Below are 18208 nucleotides of genomic sequence, written 5' to 3' on the forward strand. Positions count from 1 at the left end.
ACGGCACGCCCATCCTTTCCCTGAAGCGAACGAAACGGGCGTAAGCTGCGGACACGTGATGGTCAGCAAGCGACACCTCAAGCGCTCTTCACGTGCCGGACGCAGCGGGCAGGCCGCGGTTCCGCTGTACGGTTTCCAGCCCCCGGTCGGTACTCCGTACGGCCTTGAGGTGAATACCGTCGAGGACTTCTTCGCCCAGCACGACGACTGGCCGTGGAATCCGCCCCGTCCGGGCCGCGCCACCTTCCACTACCTGATCCTGGTGACCGAAGGTGAGCTGCTCCACGATGTCGACCACGTCACGCGGACCGTTGCCTGCGGCCAGTGGCTGTGGGTGCGCCCCGGGCACGCGCAGCGCTGGCATCCGCCGGGCGCCGCCCGCGGCTTGTTCATCCTGTTCGAGCCGGACGTGCTGACGTCCGACGCCGCCCGCCTGCTGGCCCCGCTCACCGCACACGAGGCCCCTGCCGTGCTCAGCCCGCACCCCGATGACGCGGCCTGGCTGCGGCAGACGGCGCTCCAACTCCTGGACGAGCATCGTGCACTGGGGCGCCGTCGGCTCGACGTCCACCACGCCCTGCGGCGCAGCCTGCTCGAATCACTGCTGCTGCGCCTTGCCGGCTCCCCGGATGCCACGTCCACCCGCGCGTCGGCGGGCGGCACAGGCCGCAAGGACACGTACGCACACTTCGTGGACGCCCTGGAGCTGAACTTCCGGGAACTGCACCGGGCCGCGGACTATGCCGGGCTGCTCGGCTGTTCGGTCCGCACCCTCAGCCGCGCGGCCCGGGACGCCACCGGCAAAGGGGTGCGTGAGGTCATCGACGAGCGGCGCCTCCTCGAAGCCCGGCGCCTGCTGGGAGGCGCCGGTTGGGACGCCCGGGCTGTGGCCGTCCACCTCGGATTCACCGATCCCGCGAACTTCGGCCGCTTCTTCCGTAACCACACCGGTCTCACCCCGGCCGCCTTCACGGCCCGCGAAGCCGGGACCGGCATGTGAGGCGGGCTCGGCACCAGCCCGCATGGCCGCGGCCGCCACGCCCCTCGGGTCACAGCAGGCCGTCACGGCCGGCCTGAGGGAGCGAGCACCTCGCGCAGATAGCGGCCGGTGACACCGGCGGGGCTTTCGGCGATCTGGCCCGGGGTGCCGGTGGCGCTGATGCGTCCGCCTTCCACGCCACCGCCAGGGCCGAGGTCGATCACGAAGTCAGCGTTGGCGATCATGTCGAGGTCGTGCTCGATGAAGACGACGGTGGCCCCGTTGTCGACCAGCCGTTGCAGCACGCCGAGGAGGACGCGGACGTCGAGCGGGTGCAGCCCGACGCTGGGTTCGTCCAGGACGAACAGGGCGTCGTGCTGGTCGCGGTCGAGCTCGGTGGCGAGCTTGAGTCGCTGCGCCTCGCCGCCGGACAGGGCGGGAGTGGCCTCGCCGAGGGTGAGGTAGCCCAGGCCCAGGTCGACGAGAGTCTGCAGGCGGGAGCGGACCTTGTTCAGGTCGCCCGTGTGCTCGATGGCCTGGGTGACAGTGAGGGCCAGCAACTGCGGCAGGGTCAGCCTGTCGTCCGCCTCGCCTCCGCGCGGCACCCGGTGGATGGCGTCGGCCTCAGGGGCGTAGCGGGAGCCTTCGCAGTCGGGGCAGAGGATGTCGACGTCGGGAAGGAACTGGACGTCGAGTTCGATCTGGCCGGTGCCTTCGCAGGTGGGGCAGCGCAGGCTGCCGGTGTTGTAGGAGAAGTCCCCAGCCTTCAGGCCGCGTTCCTTCGCCGCGTGGGTGGCGGCGTAGGCGCGGCGCAGGTCGTCGAGGACGCCGCTGTAGGTGGCGACGGTGGAGCGGACGTTGATGCCGATGGGGGATGCGTCGACGACGTTGACGCGCGTAATGCCGTCCGGGGCGATCTTCCGGATGTGCTCCGGGAGCGGCTGCCCTGCGGCGCGCGCTTGCAGTGCCGGGACCAGGCTCTCCAGGACGAGGGTGGTCTTGCCGGAGCCGGAGGCACCGGTGACGGCGGTGAGCCGGCCGCGCGGAATGTACAGGTCGAGGGCGTGGACGGTGTGCAGCGGCGCGGTGCGCAGATGGATGCGGCCCGTTGTGAACACGTCGTTGGCGTCGGGCCGGGGGCGGACGAGGATCTCTGCGCGGCCGGCGAGGAACCCGGCGATCAGGGACGCCTTGCTTCGCTCCACGTTCTTGAGGGTTCCTTCCGCGATGACGGTGCCGCCGTCGCGTCCGGAGCCGGGCCCGATCTCGATGAGGTGGTCGGCTTGGCGCAGGATCTGGATGTCGTGGTCGACGACGATCACCGAGTTGCCGTCCGCGAGCAGGCTGCGGATGACGCCGAGGAGGCCGTCGACGTTGGCGGGGTGCAGGCCGATCGAGGGCTCGTCCAGGACGTACAGGACACCCGTGGTCCGGTTGCGGACCGCGCGGGACAGCGCGACGCGCTGGCGTTCTCCGGTGGACAGGGTGGCCGAGGCGCGGTCGAGGGTGAGGTAGCCCAGGCCGAGTTCGACGAGCCGCTGGGCGGTGGCGGCCATCTGGGAGACGATGCTCCGCGCCATGGAAGCCATCGGCTTCGGCACGGTGGCGGGGATCGTCTGCACCCACGCGGTGACGTCGTCGAGGGTCTTGGCGGTGGCCTCGGCGAGGTTGATGCCGTCGACGAGGCTGGAGCGGGCTTGCTCGCTCAACCGGGTGCCGTGGCAGTCCGGGCAGGTCTGGACGCTGAGGAATTTGTCGACACGGTCGAGCCCCTTCTTGGTGGTGGCCTTCTGCAACGCCTCCTCGACGGTCTGACGGGCGTTGCGGTAACGGGCGTTCAGCTCGAAGAGCTTGCCGTTCTTGGCCGGGTACAGGATGACGCGCTTGACCGGCTCCCCCTCGAAGACGATGCGGCGCTCCTTCTTCGTCAGCTTCGAGAACGGCACGTCGGTCCGCACACCGAGCTCGGCGGCCACCTTCGGCACGGCTGCCAGGCCGAACATCTGCCACGGCAGGACCGCGCCCTCGTCGATGGTGCGTGAGGGATCGGGTACGAGGGCGTCCTCGTCGACCTCCCGCACGGTCCCGGTGCCGGCGCAGCGCGGGCAGGCACCCTCGCTGTTGAAGGCGTACGACTCCGCGCTCGGCGGCCCGAACACCACCTGGCACTGGTGGCAGGTCAGGGGCAGGTCGAGGGCGACGTCCATGGTCGGCTCCAGGCGGTGCCCGTTGGGGCACTGGTGGTGGCCGAGCCGGGAGAAGATCAGGCGCAGGCTGTTGAGGAGTTCGGTGGAGGTGCCGAACGTGCTGCGCACCCCGGGAATGCCGGGCCGCTGGCGCAGCGCGAGCGCGGCGGGCACGTGCTCGACGCTGTCGACGGCCGCGTGTGCCGCCTGGGTCAGGCGGCGGCGGGTGTAGGTGGACAGCGCCTCCAGGTAGCGGCGCGATCCTTCGGCGTACAGCACACCGAGGGCGAGCGAGGACTTGCCCGAGCCGGAGACGCCGGCGATCGCGACGAGCTTGCCCAGCGGCACCGTGACGTCGATGTCCTTGAGGTTGTGCACGCGGGCCCCGTGCACGGTGATCGCGTCCGGCGCAGCGGCCGCCGCGGAGTCTTTCGTCTCCTTCTTCGCAGGCTTGCCCACGGGCTGGTCCTTTCACTGCGCACGACGGTCCGGACCCTCGGATGATGGTGTGTTGCCGGGGGGCGTCCCGGTCAGGAAGCGATCTTGTCCGTCACGGTCTCGGAGAATGCCCAGTTGGAGTGGACGATGCGCCATTGGTCATCCATGAGGCGGTAACCGTGTGTGGCGTTCCAGGCGCGCAGCTGCTCCTCCTTGCCGTCCGCGTCGAGAACGTAGGTGTTCAGGTTGTACGCCAGGACAGCGAAGTCGCCGCTGTCGCTGACGTGGACCTGTGGGTTGAGGTATTCGCTGCGAACGATGTGCGGGTCGGAGTAGATGGAGTCGATCCATGCGATGGCCCCGTCCCGGCCGACCACCATGTTCTTGAGGATCGGGTCGAAATAGCTGACCTCGTCGGCGAACGCGTCGAGGTAGCCGCGGTTGTCGCCGGCGCTCCACCGCTCGTTGAAGGACTTCTCCAGCTCGATGATGGTCTTGCTGATTTCTTCCTTGCTGACGCCCATGGCGCTTCCTTTCGTGCGTGCCGCGACGGGCCGGCTCCGACCTGACCGGCGCGGAATGGTGTGTTTCTCAGTCGTCGAGCAGCACCACGTGCTTGCCCGGCGTCGTACCGGCCTCGACGTCGGCCTGGGCATCGCGCACCTGCTCCAGGCCGTGGTGGACCTTCGCGACCGGGGCCTTGAGCCGCCCGTCGGCGATGGCTCGCAGCTGCTGCTGGAACACCTGCGCGGGCAGGTCGGTGGCCTCGCCCGCGTAGCTGGTCAGCCGCACCCCGTTGGGGATCATGAACGGGGTGAAGCCGGGGATCGTCCACTGGCCCGCCAGGGCTCCGGTGAAGCAGACGGCGCCGTGGCGGCGGACCGTGCGGAAGGTGTCGGCGAGGACCGAGCAGCCCACCAGTTCCAGTACGGCGTCGACGCCGTCCGGCACCAGCTCGCGCACCTGGTCGGCGATGGTGCCGTTGTCGACCAGGGGATGGTCGACGCCCGCAGCCCGCAATTCCCCCGCCCGCTCCGGGCTGCGGGTGGTGGACAGCACGGTGGCTCCGAGGTCCTTCGCGATCATGGCCGCGCTCAGCCCGACCGTGGAAGTGCCGCCGCGGATCAGCAAAGTCTGCCCCGCCTGCAGACCGAGGCCCGTGGCGAGGGAGCCGTAGGCGGTCTGGAACATCTCCGGCAGCGCGCCGGCCACTTCCCACGGGAGGCCGGTCTCGAAGGGGATGACCTGTCCCGCGGGGACGGTCACGTACTGCGCGTACGAGCCGTCGAAGGACCGGCCCATGCCGCCCATCATGGTCGCCACCTGCTGCCCCGGGCGCAGCCCGCTGTCCTCGTCGGCCTGGTCGACCACACCGACGCCCTCGATCCCGGGGATCCGCGGGTAGGTGACCTCCGGGTCCGACTCGCCCTTCCGGGTGGTGACTTCGGACTCGTTGACGCCGAACGCCTTCACCTTGATGCGCACCCATCCGGGCTGCGGCTCGGGCATCGGCACCGTGGTGACCCGCAGGGCATCCAGGCCGCCGGGCTGAGTGACGACGACCGCTCGCATCGTCGCAGAGGCGGCGCCTGTGGGCGCTGCACGCTTGTCCATGCCGGTTCCTTACTTATCGAGTACGACCCCGCAGGGCCGTCACGCTGGGCGCGGCGAGGCGGTCGCCGCAGCACCTCTCGATCCTCTGTCGGGATCCGGCGAATCGTTCAGTCGGTTGCGGACATCCAGTGGTCAAGGGGGGACACTCTCGTTGAAGCCCCGCGATCGCGGGCTTCACCGGGCCCTCATCCCGGCTCTGGAGGCTTGAGCGCCCGGAGGCCGCCTGGCATGTGGTGTGAGTGCAAGCCCCCGCCCATGCGAAGCGCTTGGCTCATGTGAAGCCCGCACCCGGCGTCTCGTACCACGAAGTCCCCACAACCTCTCCGCCGAGGCCGCCGACGGGGAAGCACGGGGAGCGCCGGCCGTCGGGCTCGGTCCTGGAGAAGCTGGACGGCGGCGGCGGTCCCGGCCAGGCGCGGGCGGCACCGTGCGGGTGCCCTTCCGCGACCGGTGGGACCGGCTCTCGGCAGGTCAACGTGCGGTCAAACACCGCGCGTACCCGCATCCGGGCCCTCGGCGAGCAGGCCATGGCTTGGGCACAGCGACATCCTTGCCACCCGCCCCACAGGGCAAGCCAGTTCAGATATAACCCGATCGTGCAGCAGACCCAAACTCGGGACAGCTCAGCTTTCAGCCTTGAAGGTTGACTTGTCGCGCAGCATGGCGCACAGCTCTGATCGTGGGTTCGGAACGTCTTCGCCGTAGCCAGGCGAGAGCGGATGTCGAGGGCGGGAGGTCAACCACCGTGCTGTATCGGATACCTGGGCGTGGGAAGTATTCGCGGGCGGCCGCCGGCAGAAAGTACATTGCTTCTCCGGTAGCCACCGTGTGCATCAGCGATTCCATGTCGGTGACCACGGGACCATATCGAACGCGACTGCCGTCAGGGCGTGGGTCAACCGCCCAGAAGTCCCGCCACAGCCGTGGAATCTGCTCGGGCATGCCGACCACCGGGATATCGGCGAGCTGGGCCAGAGTGAGCTGGGGCAGGGCTGCCAATGGGTGGTCGGCGGGGAGACAGGCCACTCGCGGTTCGGTGGCCAGGTGCTGCAGTTCTATGTCGTCCGTCGCGGGAGGACGGAGGAAAACCACATCGACCTGCTGATGTGCCAGCGCCGCCATGTGATCGGCGAAACTGAGGTTCATGAGATGCAGGGTCAGTTGAGGGTGGCGATCTCTGAGTAGGCCCAGCACTGCGCGGGTGTGCGCCATTGAGGCCTCAGCACCGATGGTTCCCACTATGACTCGGCCGGAGATCTGCCGCTGCTGTGCACCGGCGACGCGCTTCAGTCGATCGACAGCTTCGACCGCGGCACGGGCTTCAGGAAGCAGGGCTCTTCCTTCCTCGGTCAGGGCGAGCGTCCTGCTCGTGCGCTCGATCACCCGCACCCCCAGGCGCTTCTCCAGCTCCCTGATCTGCTGGCTGAGCGCCGGCTGGGTGATGAACAGGCGCGCCGCGGCGTTTCCGAAGTGAAGCTCCTCGCTCAGTGTGAGGTAGAGCCGAAGCTGATGGATGCTCGGTTCCCTTGCCAGGGACGCTCCCATTGCCGTGAACCCTTTCGCCGGTTCGACTTGCAGCCATAACCAATTCCTTATCGATCAGCAGACATCACGCCTCCCGGCATCGGCGACATCACAGAGTCGACCATGTGATAGTCGATGCGCGGGGAACAGCACTCTGGCATCAGCCGAAAGACGGTTTGCCGAAGCGCGGCTGATTCCCGCAACCCAGCGAATGTCCCCCGACCGATCCGGGGATGGTGACACAGGGGGCCACCACTAATGTCCGCGCAACCTCGCCTGCACAAATCCCGTGACCGCGCATCCCGGCATGCCTCAGGCAGCAGCGACGCAACCTGGCGCGCCCATCGCATCCGGCGTTCCGGCCGAAAGGCGTGCCTTGCCGCGCTCCTGTCCGTGGCGGTCACATGGATTACGGCCTGCGAACCCAACGGCTCGCGGACGGCTCAGGGTCAGCAGGAATCGCCACGACACCTCACCATCGCGGAACGAGAGGTTCTGGCCCAGGCGGAGAAGATTCTCACGCGTGACTGTATGAGAAAGGAGGGTTTCTCTTTCTGGGTCACCCCGGAACTCCCCGAACCTCTGGAGCGCCGGTTCCCGTACGTCATCGACGACAAGCAGTGGGCCGCCGCGAATGGTTACGGCCGCGGCATCAAAGAACGCCGGGAGGCGTCGGCTCGCAACGACCCCAACCGCCGCTATTTCGACCGGCTCTCCACCGACCGCAAAGCGGCCGCGATCACGGCACTCAACGGGCCGACCCCGGAAGGGCTGGAAGCCGACGTCCCCGGGATGGGCAGGATCCGGCACAGCGACAAAGGATGCGTCTCCTACGCCCAGCGTGAGCTCTACACCGACCTGCGTGCCTGGTTCCGGGCCAAGAAGGTCACCGACGCCCTTGACCGAACGGCCAGGGTGGCGGTCGTAGGCGATCCCAAACTCCTTCCCGCAACCCGGCAGTGGGCCACCTGCATGCATGAACGGGGCCTCCCCTACGACATGCCTCAGAAGACACGCGAACACTTCGCGCTCCGCCCTGAGGCCGGTGAGTTCGCCACGGCTCAGGCTGAGGCCGTCTGCGCGCGATCGACGGGCCTTGCCGCGACGCTCCGAGAGCTGAGCCGTGCACATCGCCAGCGGATGGACTCCCGCCATCCCACTGAGGTGAAGAACCGCGCCTTGCTCGAATACAAGGCGCTCAGCCGTGCCCGCGACATCGTCCGCCGCGGCTGATCAACCCGACAGCAGACAACGAGAGGAACAGGACATGAGCAAGCTCGCTTCACTCGCCGGCGTGGTCGCCCTGACGGCCGTCGCACTCACCGCTCCCACGGCTCAGGCCGCGGAACCGAGGCCGGCGGAGTCCCGCGCGCTCACCGCGGCCGCGGCAGACGGCAAGCTCCACGCCTGGATCGACCCCTACCGAGGCGGCGGCCACTGCGCATGGGAAGGGAACAACCGTAACTGGGACTATCCGGGCCCTGGTTGCCCGCACATGCGCAACCTCGCTTCCTCGGTGGAGAACCGGGGATACGCCGGCGGCTACGACGACGTCGACCTGTACTACAACGAGGACCAGAGCGGTGTGTACGCCTGCCTCGGCAACGGCGACATGTGGTTGGACCTGACACTCGGACGCGAAGTCTTCAGCCACGGCTTGCCTTGGTGGGACGGCTATGGCGAGTCCGTGAACGACAACATCTCCTCCCACAGCTGGACGGACAGCTGCTGACCGTTCACTCGAACAACGGAGGGCCCTCAGGGCCCTCCGTTGCCCTGCGCACCCGCCGGACCGCCGTGGCGGACCAGCGGTCCGGCGGAACACCCTGGACGCGATCATCTTCACCTCTGCAGAAAGAGCACCGATCGGCTCGTTGTGGGTCACGCCTGCAACCGTTCCGCAGCCGAACCCGAGCGCGAGCGTAGTGACGAACCGCGTCCACCGGTCCTGACACCTGTCTGGGCAACCTTGCCGCCGAGGCCCGGGCCGCGCGCGGTGGGCGGAGCGAGCCGCCGGGTTTACGCCAGCGCGCACAAGGTCGGCGTGACCGCCGGGGGGCCTCATCGCGAACTGGGCGCAAGGAAAGAGCCGAAGCAGCCCCCTACACCCCCGCGGGAGGCAGCTCCGGCCGGCGTAACGGCCTCAGCGCCAAGACTCCACAACGCCACCCGAGCCGAGCGCTGCGGATCTCAAGCTCTACCTCGCCGACCCTCGGAGCAACAGCGCGTCCCACCCCCACCGACCCGAAGACGGCACCGCCGAAGCCTCCCCCAGACAGGATCTGACGGCCAGTCAACTATATGGAACGGGCTCCTGACGTCCCATCAGAACATGCGTCAGGATATCGCCCGTAACGCACACGACGCACATCATGCACACTCGCCAAAACAGCAGGTCAGATGCCCTTTTCAGCAGGCTCAAGGATCGCCACGCACTCCACATGATGCGTCATCGGAAAGATGTCGGCCTGAACGGGTCCCAGAAAAGCCCAGCTCAGAGCCGGGTTTCTCGGCTCATCGTCCTCCGTGCAGACGCTCAGAGCGTCAATCGAGCGTCAAGACCGAGAGTCCGTCCTGCTGGGGCTGATCAGACTGCGGCAACCAGCTCACCGGGGATCCGCCCTCGCTCGCTCCGGACACCGGCTCGCACTCGGCTGCCGCCATCCCGGGGTGGGAGTGCGCGCCGCCTTCGCCGCACAGGACGTGGTCGACATGGTGCGCACCAACGCTGGGGAGCCGGGGCTGCTGACCACCGCCGGCCCACTGCGCGAGCAGGGGCTGGTGTCCCGTCATGCAGGAGTTGGTGTTGCTGACGCCACAGTTCCCTCCGGGAGGAGGGTGGCTCGCGAAGAGCCGGCCGGGCACCGGCTGATCATGGTGCAGAGGGGCGCGGCCGGGCGAGCCCATGTGAACGCCATATGCAAGCAACGGTGTTGTCGGTGCTCCCGATGGTGCCGGAGGCTGTGGGGCCGGCGGTGGTGACCGAGCCGGGCGGCGGACAGCAGAAGCGGGCGGGCGCCCTGGTGCTCGATCCGGAAGCGGACGGCGAACTGCGTATCGCGCTGATCAGCCGCCGCGGCCCACTGTCCCCGGCGGCGATGTCCTTCCCGGACGGAGCTGACGGAACCGCGGTAAAGCCGCCTTATAGGGCGCCCCTATAAGGCACATCGGCATTGCGTCTTGGACGCGCTGCCCGGCCCGCTGCTGCAATCGGCCGCATGACGAACCCGGCACCACCGCATCAGCCTCATCCCCGGTGACGGCATCGGGACCGCGGGACCGAGGTCCTGCCGCCCGCCCGGTTCCTGCCGTTCGGCCGCGCCTGCTGCAAGGCGAAGGAGAGGTCGTTCTGAGCCGATACCCACGGCCGTGACACTGCGCAGACTTCCGCCCCGTGATCGTGGGAAGTCCCCACCGCCCTGGCGGGTCGGCTCGCTCGCCTCCTTGCTGCACCCCACGAACACGCCCGCCTGAACATGCTCCGAGAGAAGGCCCGCCCCGCCATGACCGCCGTAGCTCACCGCAGCGAGCATGACCTGCTCGGCCACCGCGACGTACCCGCCAAGCCGTCGCGGGACCCGGTCAAGCCCTGGTGTGACGTGATCAGGCGCGACCTCGACTGACGTTCCCCCTCAACCCCTCGTAACAGACCAGGAATTCGCCATGTCTCCACCCCTTCATGCCCAGACGCGGCCCGTCCCCGAGGCAGCGGTGCTGGAAGGGCTGCCCCCGGTCCACGAGGTGAGCGCCGCGGAAGTGGCCGCCCGCATATCCGGCGGCCCCCGTCTCGTCGTCCTCGACGACGATCCGACCGGCACCCAGACGGTCGCCGACGTGCCCGTCCTGACGTCCTGGACGGTGGACGACCTGCGCTGGGCGCTGCACCAGGACCGCGCCGTCTTCTTCGTCCTCACCAACACCCGCAGCCTGTCCCCCGAGGACGCGGCCGCCCGCAACCGCGAGGTCGTCCGCGCCCTGCACGCGGCGTCGGCGGCCGAGGGCACCGGCTACGTCCTGGCCAGCCGCGGGGACTCCACGCTTCGCGGTCACTTCCCGCTGGAGACCGATGTCCTCGCAGAGGAGCTGACGGAGCTGGGCGCAGGTGCCCCGGACGGTGTGGTCCTGGTCCCCGCCTACATCGAGGCGGGTCGGCTGACCGTAGGCTCGAACCACTGGATGCGGACCGCCGATGGACTGCTCCCGGTCGGGATGAGCGAGTTCGCCCGCGACGCCACCTTCGGCTACCGCAGCTCCTCGCTGCCCGAGTGGGTCGAGGAGAAGACGGGCGGACGCATCCCCGCGGACGGGGTTCTGCGCGTCACCCTCGACGACCTGCGCGGCGGTGGCCCGGCGCACACGGCGCGGTTGCTGTCCTCGCTGCGCGGCGGACGCACTGCCGTGGTCGACGCGGTGTGCGACGACGATCTGCGGGTGCTGGCCCTGGCCCTCGCACAGGCGGAGGAGAACGGCACGCGGCTGGTGTACCGGGTCGGGCCGTCCTTCGTCAGGGCCCGCGCCGGACAAGCCGGGCGGGCACCGCTCACCCCGGCCGAACTGCGCCCGCTGCGCAGCAACGCCACGCCGCACGGTCTCATCGTCGTGGGGTCTCATGTGGCGCTGACCACAAGGCAGTTGGACCGGCTGCGGGAGCGAGGCGGGATCGCCGAGTACGAACTGGATGTGGCCCTGTTGCTCGACGAGGAGCGACGTGACGCCCACATCGCCGAGGTCGCGGCCGCGGCCGCCGGAGCGCTGTACTCGGCCGACGCCGTGATCCGTACCTCGCGCGTGCTGGTGACGGGTGCCGACGCGGACGACAGTCTCGCGATCTCCCGCAGGGTCTCCGCCGCGCTCGTCGAGGCCGTACGCCAGGTCAACGCCACCCGACGGCCCGCCTTCGTCGTCGCCAAGGGCGGTATCACCTCCAGCGACACCGCCACCCACGGCCTCGAGATCCGCCGTGCCTGGGCCCGGGGCACCCTGCTGCCGGGCATCGTCTCGCTCTGGGAGCCCGTGGACGGCCCCGCCGCCGGCATCCCCTACATCGTCTTCGCCGGGAACGTCGGGGGCGCCGACGCCCTCGCCGACGCCCTCGACCTGCTCAGGAGTGCCTGATGCTGCTGCATGGAACCGATGCTCTGAAGGAGGCCGCGGCCGCCGGTCACGCCCTGCCTGGCTTCGTCGCCTACAACCTGGAGACGGCCCAGGGCATCACGGCCGCCGCCGAGGCCGCCGGACGGCCGGTCGTCATCCAGGCGGGCTCCAGTCCCTTCAAGCACGCCGGGCGCGAAGCCCTGATGCGGCTGGCGCTGCACACGGCCGGACAGTCCACTGCCCGCCTCGGTGTGCACCTCGATCACAGCCGGGACCTGGAGGAGATCACCGACTGTCTGGAGGCGGGCTACACCTCCGTCATGGTCGACGGCTCCCATCTGCCGTTCGCCGAGAACATCGCGTTGACGAAGGAGGCGGTCCGCCGGGCCCGCAACCACGGTGCCTGGGTGGAGGCCGAGCTCGGTGCCCTGCCGGGCGACGAGGACGTCTCCACCGACGCCGTCGCCCAGGCCGCTGCGATGACGGATCCGCGGCAGGCGGCCGAATTCGTGGCCGCGACGGGCGTGGACGCACTCGCCGTCGCCGTCGGCAACGTCCACGGCTTCACCAAGCACCCGGTCCGCCTGGACCTGGAGCGGCTGGCCGCGATCCACGAGGCCGTGACCGTCCCGCTCGTCCTGCACGGCGCCAGCGGTCTGCCCGTCGAGGAGCTGCACGGCGCCCTCGCCAGAGGCGTCGCCAAGGTCAACGTCAACGCCGAACTGCGCCGCACCTACCTGGAGGCAGTCCGCGTGACCCTCCCGTCCGCGCTGCCCGGCTCCGACGTCGTCTCCCTGTGGGCGGCGGGCCGCGACGCGGTCCGGGACGCAGCCCTGGAGGTCATCGGCCGCCTCAGCCCCCACAACGAGGGGTAACGCGTGACCTGAACTCAGCCCCGCTGTCCGAGCCGCACCACAGCGACGGACACAAGACCGTCGTACGCCCCGGCCGTGCGCCTTGCGCGCGGTTCGCACCGCTTCGTCTCGTGCTCGTGTGCCCTCCTCGGCCCGCGGGCCGATACCACACCCTGTTGGAGCCACGCATGTCCAGCACTGCCTCGATCGCCGTTCTGCATACCAGTCTGCTGTTCGTCACCCCCGATTCGGTCATCAACGAGCACCTCGCGGAACTCGCGCCGGACGCCAAGGTCCTGCACTTCGTCGACAGCGACGTGCTCGCAGCCGTGGTGCGCGACGGTGAGGTCTCACCTGCCAGCACCCAGCGCATGGTGCACCTGGCCCAGGCGGCGGAGGCCGCGGGGGCCGATGTCATCTTCTCCGCCTGCTCCTCGGTCGGTCCGGCGATCGACGTGGCCCGACGCCTGGTCTCCGTCCCGATCGTCAAGATCGACGACGCGATGACCGCGTCAGCGGTCGAGACGGCTGACGCCATCGGCGTCCTCGCCACGGTCCCCACGACACTGCCGCCGACCCGTGCCCTCATCCAGGAGAAGGCCCGGGCGGCCGGTCGCGACATCACCGTCCAAGAACGGCTCTGCGACGGCGCCTTCTCGGTGCTGACGTCCGGTGACCGCGACCGCCACGACGCGATGGTGCTGGACGGGGCACGGGCGCTGGCCACCGAGGTCGACGTGATCGTGCTGGCCCAGGCGTCCATGGCACGGCTGGCTCCCGCGATCGCCGAAGCCGTCGGCAAGCCCGTGCTCGCCAGCCCACTCAGCGGAGCGGAGGACGCGGTGCGTGTGCTGAACGAGCAGGCGGCTGAACCTGTCCGTGCCCCAGCCAGGGCCTTCGAGACCATGGAATGGCAGGGAGGCTGCGGGGCCAGTTGATGGCACCGCATCACTGCGGTCCGGCTTTGATGACGCGGTCCATGGTGCTGCGATCTTTTCGGTGTGTGGCGCCGTGGCGGACCGGGCGAACCTCCGCAAGACCCCTCTTCTTGCGGATGGCCGCCTGGTCGGCCTGCTCCGGGATCACCGCCCAGATCTTCCGTCTACGCAGGTGAGCACGGCCGGCTCGGACCAGGAGTTCGCCTTGTCCCCTGCAACAGCCCTCAAGAAGCAGGCCGTCAACCACTGCCCTTGGCCGTCCCCGGCCGGAACACAGGAGCCAGCATGCCGAGGTTCGCAGCGAACCTGTCCATGATGTACACCGAGCACGATTTCCTCGACCGCTTCGCCGCGGCCTCGGCTGACGGCTTCGAGGCCGTGGAGTACCTCTTCCCTTATGCGTACGACGCCGCCGAGCTGCGCCGCCGCCTCGATGACCTCGGCCTGGAGCAGGTGCTCCTCAACGCCCCTCCCGGAGCGTGGGAGTCCGGAGAGCGCGGGATGGCAGCACTGCCCGGACGCGAGGCGGAGGTGCGTTCCGGGGTCGACCGGGCGCTGGAGTACGCGGCGGCGCTGGGCTGCCCGCGGGTGCACCTGATGGCCGGGCTGGTCCGGCCGGACGCGCCACCGGTCGAGCGGGCCAAGCACCGTGACACCTACCTGACCAACCTGGCCTGGGCCGCGGAGCGGGCCGCCGCGGCCGGCGTCGACATCCTGATCGAGCCGATCAACGGCCGCGACATGCCCGGGTACTTCCTGAGCACTCAGGCCGAGGCGCACGCCGTCGTTCAGGAGGTGGGAGCCTTGCATCTCAAGGTGCAGTTCGACCTCTACCACTGCCAGATCGTCGAGGGCGACCTCACCGCGACCCTGCGCCGCGACCTGCCCACCGGCCGGGTCGGTCATCTGCAGGTCGCGGGCGTGCCCGACCGGGGTGAGCCCGACCAGGGTGAGCTCAACGTCCGCCATCTGCTCGACGTGGTCGACGAGCTGGGCTTCGACGGGTGGATCGGCTGCGAGTACCGCCCACGCGCCGGCACGAGCGAAGGTCTCCGGTGGCTCCACAACTACCGGAGCCAGCGAGGGGAAAACGCATGAGCACCTCATCACGGGCGGCTTGGGCTTCCTGGGCGGACAGGTCGCCGCTGCACTGCTGAAGACGCGGTTCGTTCGCGTGGTGCGCCGAGGGACGGGCTGATGCTCGCAGACCCGTCCGTGCCGCTGGATGCGCCCGGGGCCACCGATCCGCTCGTGGCCATGAATACCCCTCTGACCTCCCGCCTGACACAACGTCCGGACATCGTGCCCGCAACGGACAGCTCACGCGTGGGCTCTGTGCGGGGCGTCAGAAATACTCGATGGGCCGGGGCAGTCGCGCTCCACACCGCCGGCGCAGGCCGGTTCCAGCATCATGCCCGGCACGGTCGATCCGGTGCTTGCCGAGGCCGCCCATCAGGTCGCCTTCGATGCCATCGTCCGGCACACCCGTGGCGGCAGCCGTCAGACCCTACTCCGAGATGCGCGATGAGTCTGGTCGAACCCGGCCCGGTGACGCCCGGTATGTCCGCTCCCGATTTTCGTCGTTGTCACATCCACTGGAGGATGAACATGTCGCTCCTGAAGACCATCGATCCCGACCCGTCCTTCGCACCCCAGGAGTCCGGTCCGCTGCCGGAACGCCTGATTTCCGGCCACCCGACTTACAAGACCTGGGCCCAGGACGCCGCCCGTGGGGAAACGATCAAAACGGGCGTCTGGGAAGCCACGCCCGGCGAGACGCACTCGATCAAGGGCGAGCTCTTCGAGTTCTGCCACATCCTGTCCGGCGTCATCGAACTCACGCCGGAAGGCGGCGAACCGGTGATCTACAAGGCGGGCGACAGCTTTGTCATGAAGCCGGGCTACGTCGGTGTCTGGAAGACCATCGAAACCGTGCGCAAGATCTACCTGACCGTTTCATAAGCCCGGCTCAGCGAAGCGGTACAGGGCGATGGGACCGGGCGGCTACCGCCCGGTCCCCTCCATGCTGCTCGGCGTCCGGGTCCAGCCAGGTGCCACAGGTGGGAGAGAGAAGGCGAGTAGCACGCGCCCCGGCCGGTAGGAGTCACCGGTCGGGGCGCGTGCTGCTCGCCTTCAGGCTGGGGGCGTGCCGTCGACCACGTATCCGCGCCGCTTGTCCACCACGTTGCGCAGCGGCCGGCCCTCAAGGTGCCGGGTGAGATTGTCGAGGAACACCTCGACGAGCGCCTCCCGCTCACTGGTGGTCTCTCCCGCCGTGTGCGGGGAGATCATCACGCCGGGCATGTCCCACAGAGGTGATTCGGCAGGCAGCGGTTCCTGGGCGAACACGTCCAGGGCCGCGCCGGCGAGCCGCCCGGCGGCGAGGTGGTCGACCAGCGCCTCCTCGTCGACGAGTCCGCCACGGCCTACGTTGATCAGTCGGGCGCCCGGCTTCATGGCGGCGAGCACGGAGGCGTCGACCATGCCCCGGGTGTCCTGGGTGAGGGGGGCGGCCAGGACGACGTAGTCCGCTTCCGTCAGCGCGGAGCGCAGGGTCCTCGCACCGTGGACCGTGCCGAAGTCGGGGTCGTCCGTGCGGGACTTGCGGCCCGCGCCGCTCACCCGCATCCTGACGGCGCGCAGCAGCCGGGCGATGGCCCGACCGATCGGCCCCGTTCCCCAGACCAGCACAGTGCGTCCGGTGATGCCGTCACTGGGGCGCGGACGCCACTCGCGGCGCCGCTGGTGCTCCCACGTGCCGGGGAAGTCCTTGGCGAGGGCGAGGATCAGGCCCAGCACGTACTCGGCGGTCGGCTGCTCGTAGACCCCACGGGCGTTGGTCAGGACAATCTGCGGATCGTCCACCAGGGCGGGGAACATGAAGGAGTCCACGCCCGCGGAGGACGCGTGGACCCAGCGGGGCGCCTTCTGCGGATCGTCGGGCCACGCCTCCCGGATGGCCGGGGTGATGGTCACCCAGGCCAGCAGGACGTCGGCGCCGGCGAGGAGGTAGGGCAGTTCCTCCTCGGTCGCGTAGACGGTGTCCGCGAGGCGCTCGATGCGGTCCGTGGCGGGCGGCCGGTTGCCGCGGTAGAGGACGACGAGTCGCTCGCCCATGTCAGGCTCCGACGGGGACGGCCATGTACTTGTACTCCAGGAACTCGTCGATGCCGACGAGTCCGCCTTCGCGGCCGAGGCCGGACTGCTTGACGCCGCCGAAGGGCGCGGCGGGGTTGGAGACCAGTCCGGTGTTGATGCCGATCATGCCGCTTTCGAGGCGTTCGGCGACACGCAGGGCACGGTCGAGGTTCTGGGTGAACAGGTAGGCGGCCAGACCGAATTCGGTGTCGTTGGCGGCGGTGACGGCCTCGTCCTCGGTCTCGAAGGCGCGGATCGCGGCGACGGGGCCGAAGATCTCGGTGTCGATGATCGCGGAGTCGGGGGCGATACCGGTGAGGACCGTGGGCGGGTAGAAGCAGCCCGGTCCCTCGGGGAGTTCACCGCCGGTCAGGGCGGTGGCACCGCGCTTGACGGCGTCCCGCACCAGGTCGTGCGCCTTGCTGCGGCCGGCGAGGTCGATGAGGGGGCCGACGTCGGTGCCGACGTCGGTGCCGGGCCCGACGGTGAGGGCGGCCATGCGGGCGGCGAGGCGGGAGGCGAACTCCTCGGCGACGGAAGCCTGGACAAGGATGCGGTTGGCCGCGCAGCAGGACTCGCCCATGTTGCGCATCTTGGCGACCATGGTGCCCTCGACGGCCACGTCGAGGTCGGCGTCGTCGAAGACGATGAGGGGTGCGTTGCCGCCCAGTTCCATGGAGGTGCGGATGACGGTGTCGGCGCACTGGGCCAGCAGGATCCGCCCGACCTGGGTGGAGCCGGTGAAGGAGAGCTTGCGGATCTTCCCGCCGCGAAGGAGGGGTTCGACGACGCCGGCGGCGTCGGAGGTGGTGACGATGTTCAGCACCCCGGCCGGCAGGCCCGCTTCGGTGAGGATCTCCGCCAGTGCGAGGCTGGTCAGGGGGGTCTGGGGGGCGGGTTTGAGGACGATGGTGCAGCCGGCGGCGATGGCAGGGCCGATCTTGCGGGTGCCCATCGCCAGGGGGAAGTTCCAGGGGGTGATGAGCAGGCAGGGGCCGACGGGCTGACGGGCGACCAGCAGACGGTTCCTGCCGTCGGGGGCGGTCATCATGCCGCCGTCGATACGGACGGCTTCCTCGGAGAACCAGCGGAAGAACTCCGCGCCGTAGGCGACCTCGGCACGCGCCTCGGCCAGGGGCTTGCCCATCTCCAGGGTTATCAGCAGCGCCAGGTCCTCGGTGCGCGCGATGATCAGGTCGTAGGCGCGGCGCAGGATCTCGCTGCGCACGCGCGGCGGGGTGGCGGCCCATGCGGCCTGCGCGGCGACCGCCGCCTCGACCGCACGACGGCCGTCGGCGGGTGAGGCGTCGGCGATCTGGCACAGTTCCTCGCCGGTGGCCGGGTTGTCGACGGACAGGGTGCGGCCGGACTCCGCGTCCTGCCAATCGCCGCCGACGAACAGCTGCTTGGGAACATCACGGACGACAGTCATCGTGGGTATCT

General features: G+C 69.5%; 15 protein-coding genes. 8 read left to right on the plus strand and 7 right to left on the minus strand.

Annotated features, from left to right (window positions below; genetic code table 11):
- Positions 1–55: 55 nt before the first annotated feature.
- On the plus strand, positions 56–1000 hold the full coding sequence (locus ACFZBT_RS10815; protein ID WP_391101120.1) for a helix-turn-helix domain-containing protein: 945 nt from the start codon (positions 56–58) through the stop codon (positions 998–1000).
- 62 nt (positions 1001–1062) lie between these two features.
- Here the strand turns inward: ACFZBT_RS10815 and ACFZBT_RS10820 are convergent, their stop codons facing one another.
- The 4 genes from ACFZBT_RS10820 to ACFZBT_RS10835 all read right to left on the minus strand — a co-directional run bounded on the left by ACFZBT_RS10820 (position 1063) and on the right by ACFZBT_RS10835 (position 6762).
- Positions 1063–3624 carry an excinuclease ABC subunit UvrA gene (locus ACFZBT_RS10820; RefSeq protein ID WP_391101123.1) on the minus strand — a complete coding sequence of 854 codons (2562 nt, stop codon included), beginning with the start codon at positions 3622–3624 and terminating at the stop codon, positions 1063–1065.
- A gap of 71 nt (positions 3625–3695) precedes the next feature.
- The gene (locus ACFZBT_RS10825) at positions 3696–4127 is read right to left on the minus strand and encodes a nuclear transport factor 2 family protein (protein ID WP_391101125.1); all 432 of its coding nucleotides are present in this window, start codon (positions 4125–4127) and stop codon (positions 3696–3698) included.
- Positions 4128–4194: 67 nt separating this feature from the next.
- Positions 4195–5175, minus strand: coding sequence for an alcohol dehydrogenase catalytic domain-containing protein (locus ACFZBT_RS10830; protein ID WP_391101476.1), 981 nt, complete (start codon positions 5173–5175; stop codon positions 4195–4197).
- Positions 5176–5847: 672 nt separating this feature from the next.
- Positions 5848–6762 carry a LysR substrate-binding domain-containing protein gene (locus ACFZBT_RS10835; protein ID WP_391101127.1) on the minus strand — a complete coding sequence of 305 codons (915 nt, stop codon included), beginning with the start codon at positions 6760–6762 and terminating at the stop codon, positions 5848–5850.
- A gap of 372 nt (positions 6763–7134) precedes the next feature.
- Between ACFZBT_RS10835 and ACFZBT_RS10840 the strand changes: the two genes are divergently transcribed.
- The gene (locus ACFZBT_RS10840; RefSeq protein WP_391101129.1) at positions 7135–7974 is read left to right on the plus strand and encodes a hypothetical protein; all 840 of its coding nucleotides are present in this window, start codon (positions 7135–7137) and stop codon (positions 7972–7974) included.
- Positions 7975–8008: 34 nt separating this feature from the next.
- Positions 8009–8473: a hypothetical protein gene (locus ACFZBT_RS10845; RefSeq protein WP_391101132.1), complete on the plus strand. Its 465-nt coding sequence runs from the start codon at positions 8009–8011 to the stop codon at positions 8471–8473.
- Positions 8474–9285: 812 nt separating this feature from the next.
- Here the strand turns inward: ACFZBT_RS10845 and ACFZBT_RS10850 are convergent.
- A complete protein-coding gene (locus ACFZBT_RS10850; protein ID WP_391101134.1) occupies positions 9286–9534 on the minus strand; it encodes a hypothetical protein in 249 nt (82 codons plus the stop codon).
- 870 nt (positions 9535–10404) lie between these two features.
- On the opposite strand from ACFZBT_RS10850, the gene ACFZBT_RS10855 reads away from it, so the two are divergent.
- From ACFZBT_RS10855 to ACFZBT_RS10875, 5 genes are all read left to right on the plus strand, one after another.
- Positions 10405–11856: a four-carbon acid sugar kinase family protein gene (locus ACFZBT_RS10855; protein ID WP_391101136.1), complete on the plus strand. Its 1452-nt coding sequence runs from the start codon at positions 10405–10407 to the stop codon at positions 11854–11856.
- Positions 11856–12710 (plus strand): ketose-bisphosphate aldolase, encoded by an 855-nt coding sequence (locus ACFZBT_RS10860; RefSeq protein WP_391101138.1) that lies wholly within the window; start codon positions 11856–11858, stop codon positions 12708–12710. Before ACFZBT_RS10855 ends, ACFZBT_RS10860 begins: the two co-directional genes overlap by 1 nt.
- Positions 12711–12877: 167 nt before the next feature.
- Positions 12878–13627: an aspartate/glutamate racemase family protein gene (locus tag ACFZBT_RS10865; RefSeq protein WP_391101140.1), complete on the plus strand. Its 750-nt coding sequence runs from the start codon at positions 12878–12880 to the stop codon at positions 13625–13627.
- Between the two features lie 285 nt (positions 13628–13912).
- Positions 13913–14725, plus strand: a complete 813-nt coding sequence (gene otnI / locus ACFZBT_RS10870; RefSeq protein WP_391101142.1) for a 2-oxo-tetronate isomerase — start codon at positions 13913–13915, stop codon at positions 14723–14725.
- Between the two features lie 426 nt (positions 14726–15151).
- Complete coding sequence (locus tag ACFZBT_RS10875) at positions 15152–15589, plus strand: cupin domain-containing protein (RefSeq protein WP_391101144.1); 438 nt, start codon at positions 15152–15154, stop codon at positions 15587–15589.
- A gap of 171 nt (positions 15590–15760) precedes the next feature.
- Here ACFZBT_RS10875 and ACFZBT_RS10880 read toward each other — a convergent pair whose 3' ends face one another.
- Together ACFZBT_RS10880 and ACFZBT_RS10885 are read right to left on the minus strand one after the other, a co-directional pair.
- Positions 15761–16744, minus strand: coding sequence for an NAD(P)-dependent oxidoreductase (locus ACFZBT_RS10880; protein WP_391101146.1), 984 nt, complete (start codon positions 16742–16744; stop codon positions 15761–15763).
- 1 nt (position 16745) lies between these two features.
- A complete protein-coding gene (locus ACFZBT_RS10885; RefSeq protein ID WP_391101148.1) occupies positions 16746–18197 on the minus strand; it encodes an aldehyde dehydrogenase family protein in 1452 nt (483 codons plus the stop codon).
- Positions 18198–18208 lie beyond the last annotated feature (11 nt).

The sequence above is a fragment of the Streptomyces sp. NPDC008137 genome, assembly GCF_042957035.1.
Lineage (GTDB): Bacteria > Actinomycetota > Actinomycetes > Streptomycetales > Streptomycetaceae > Streptomyces.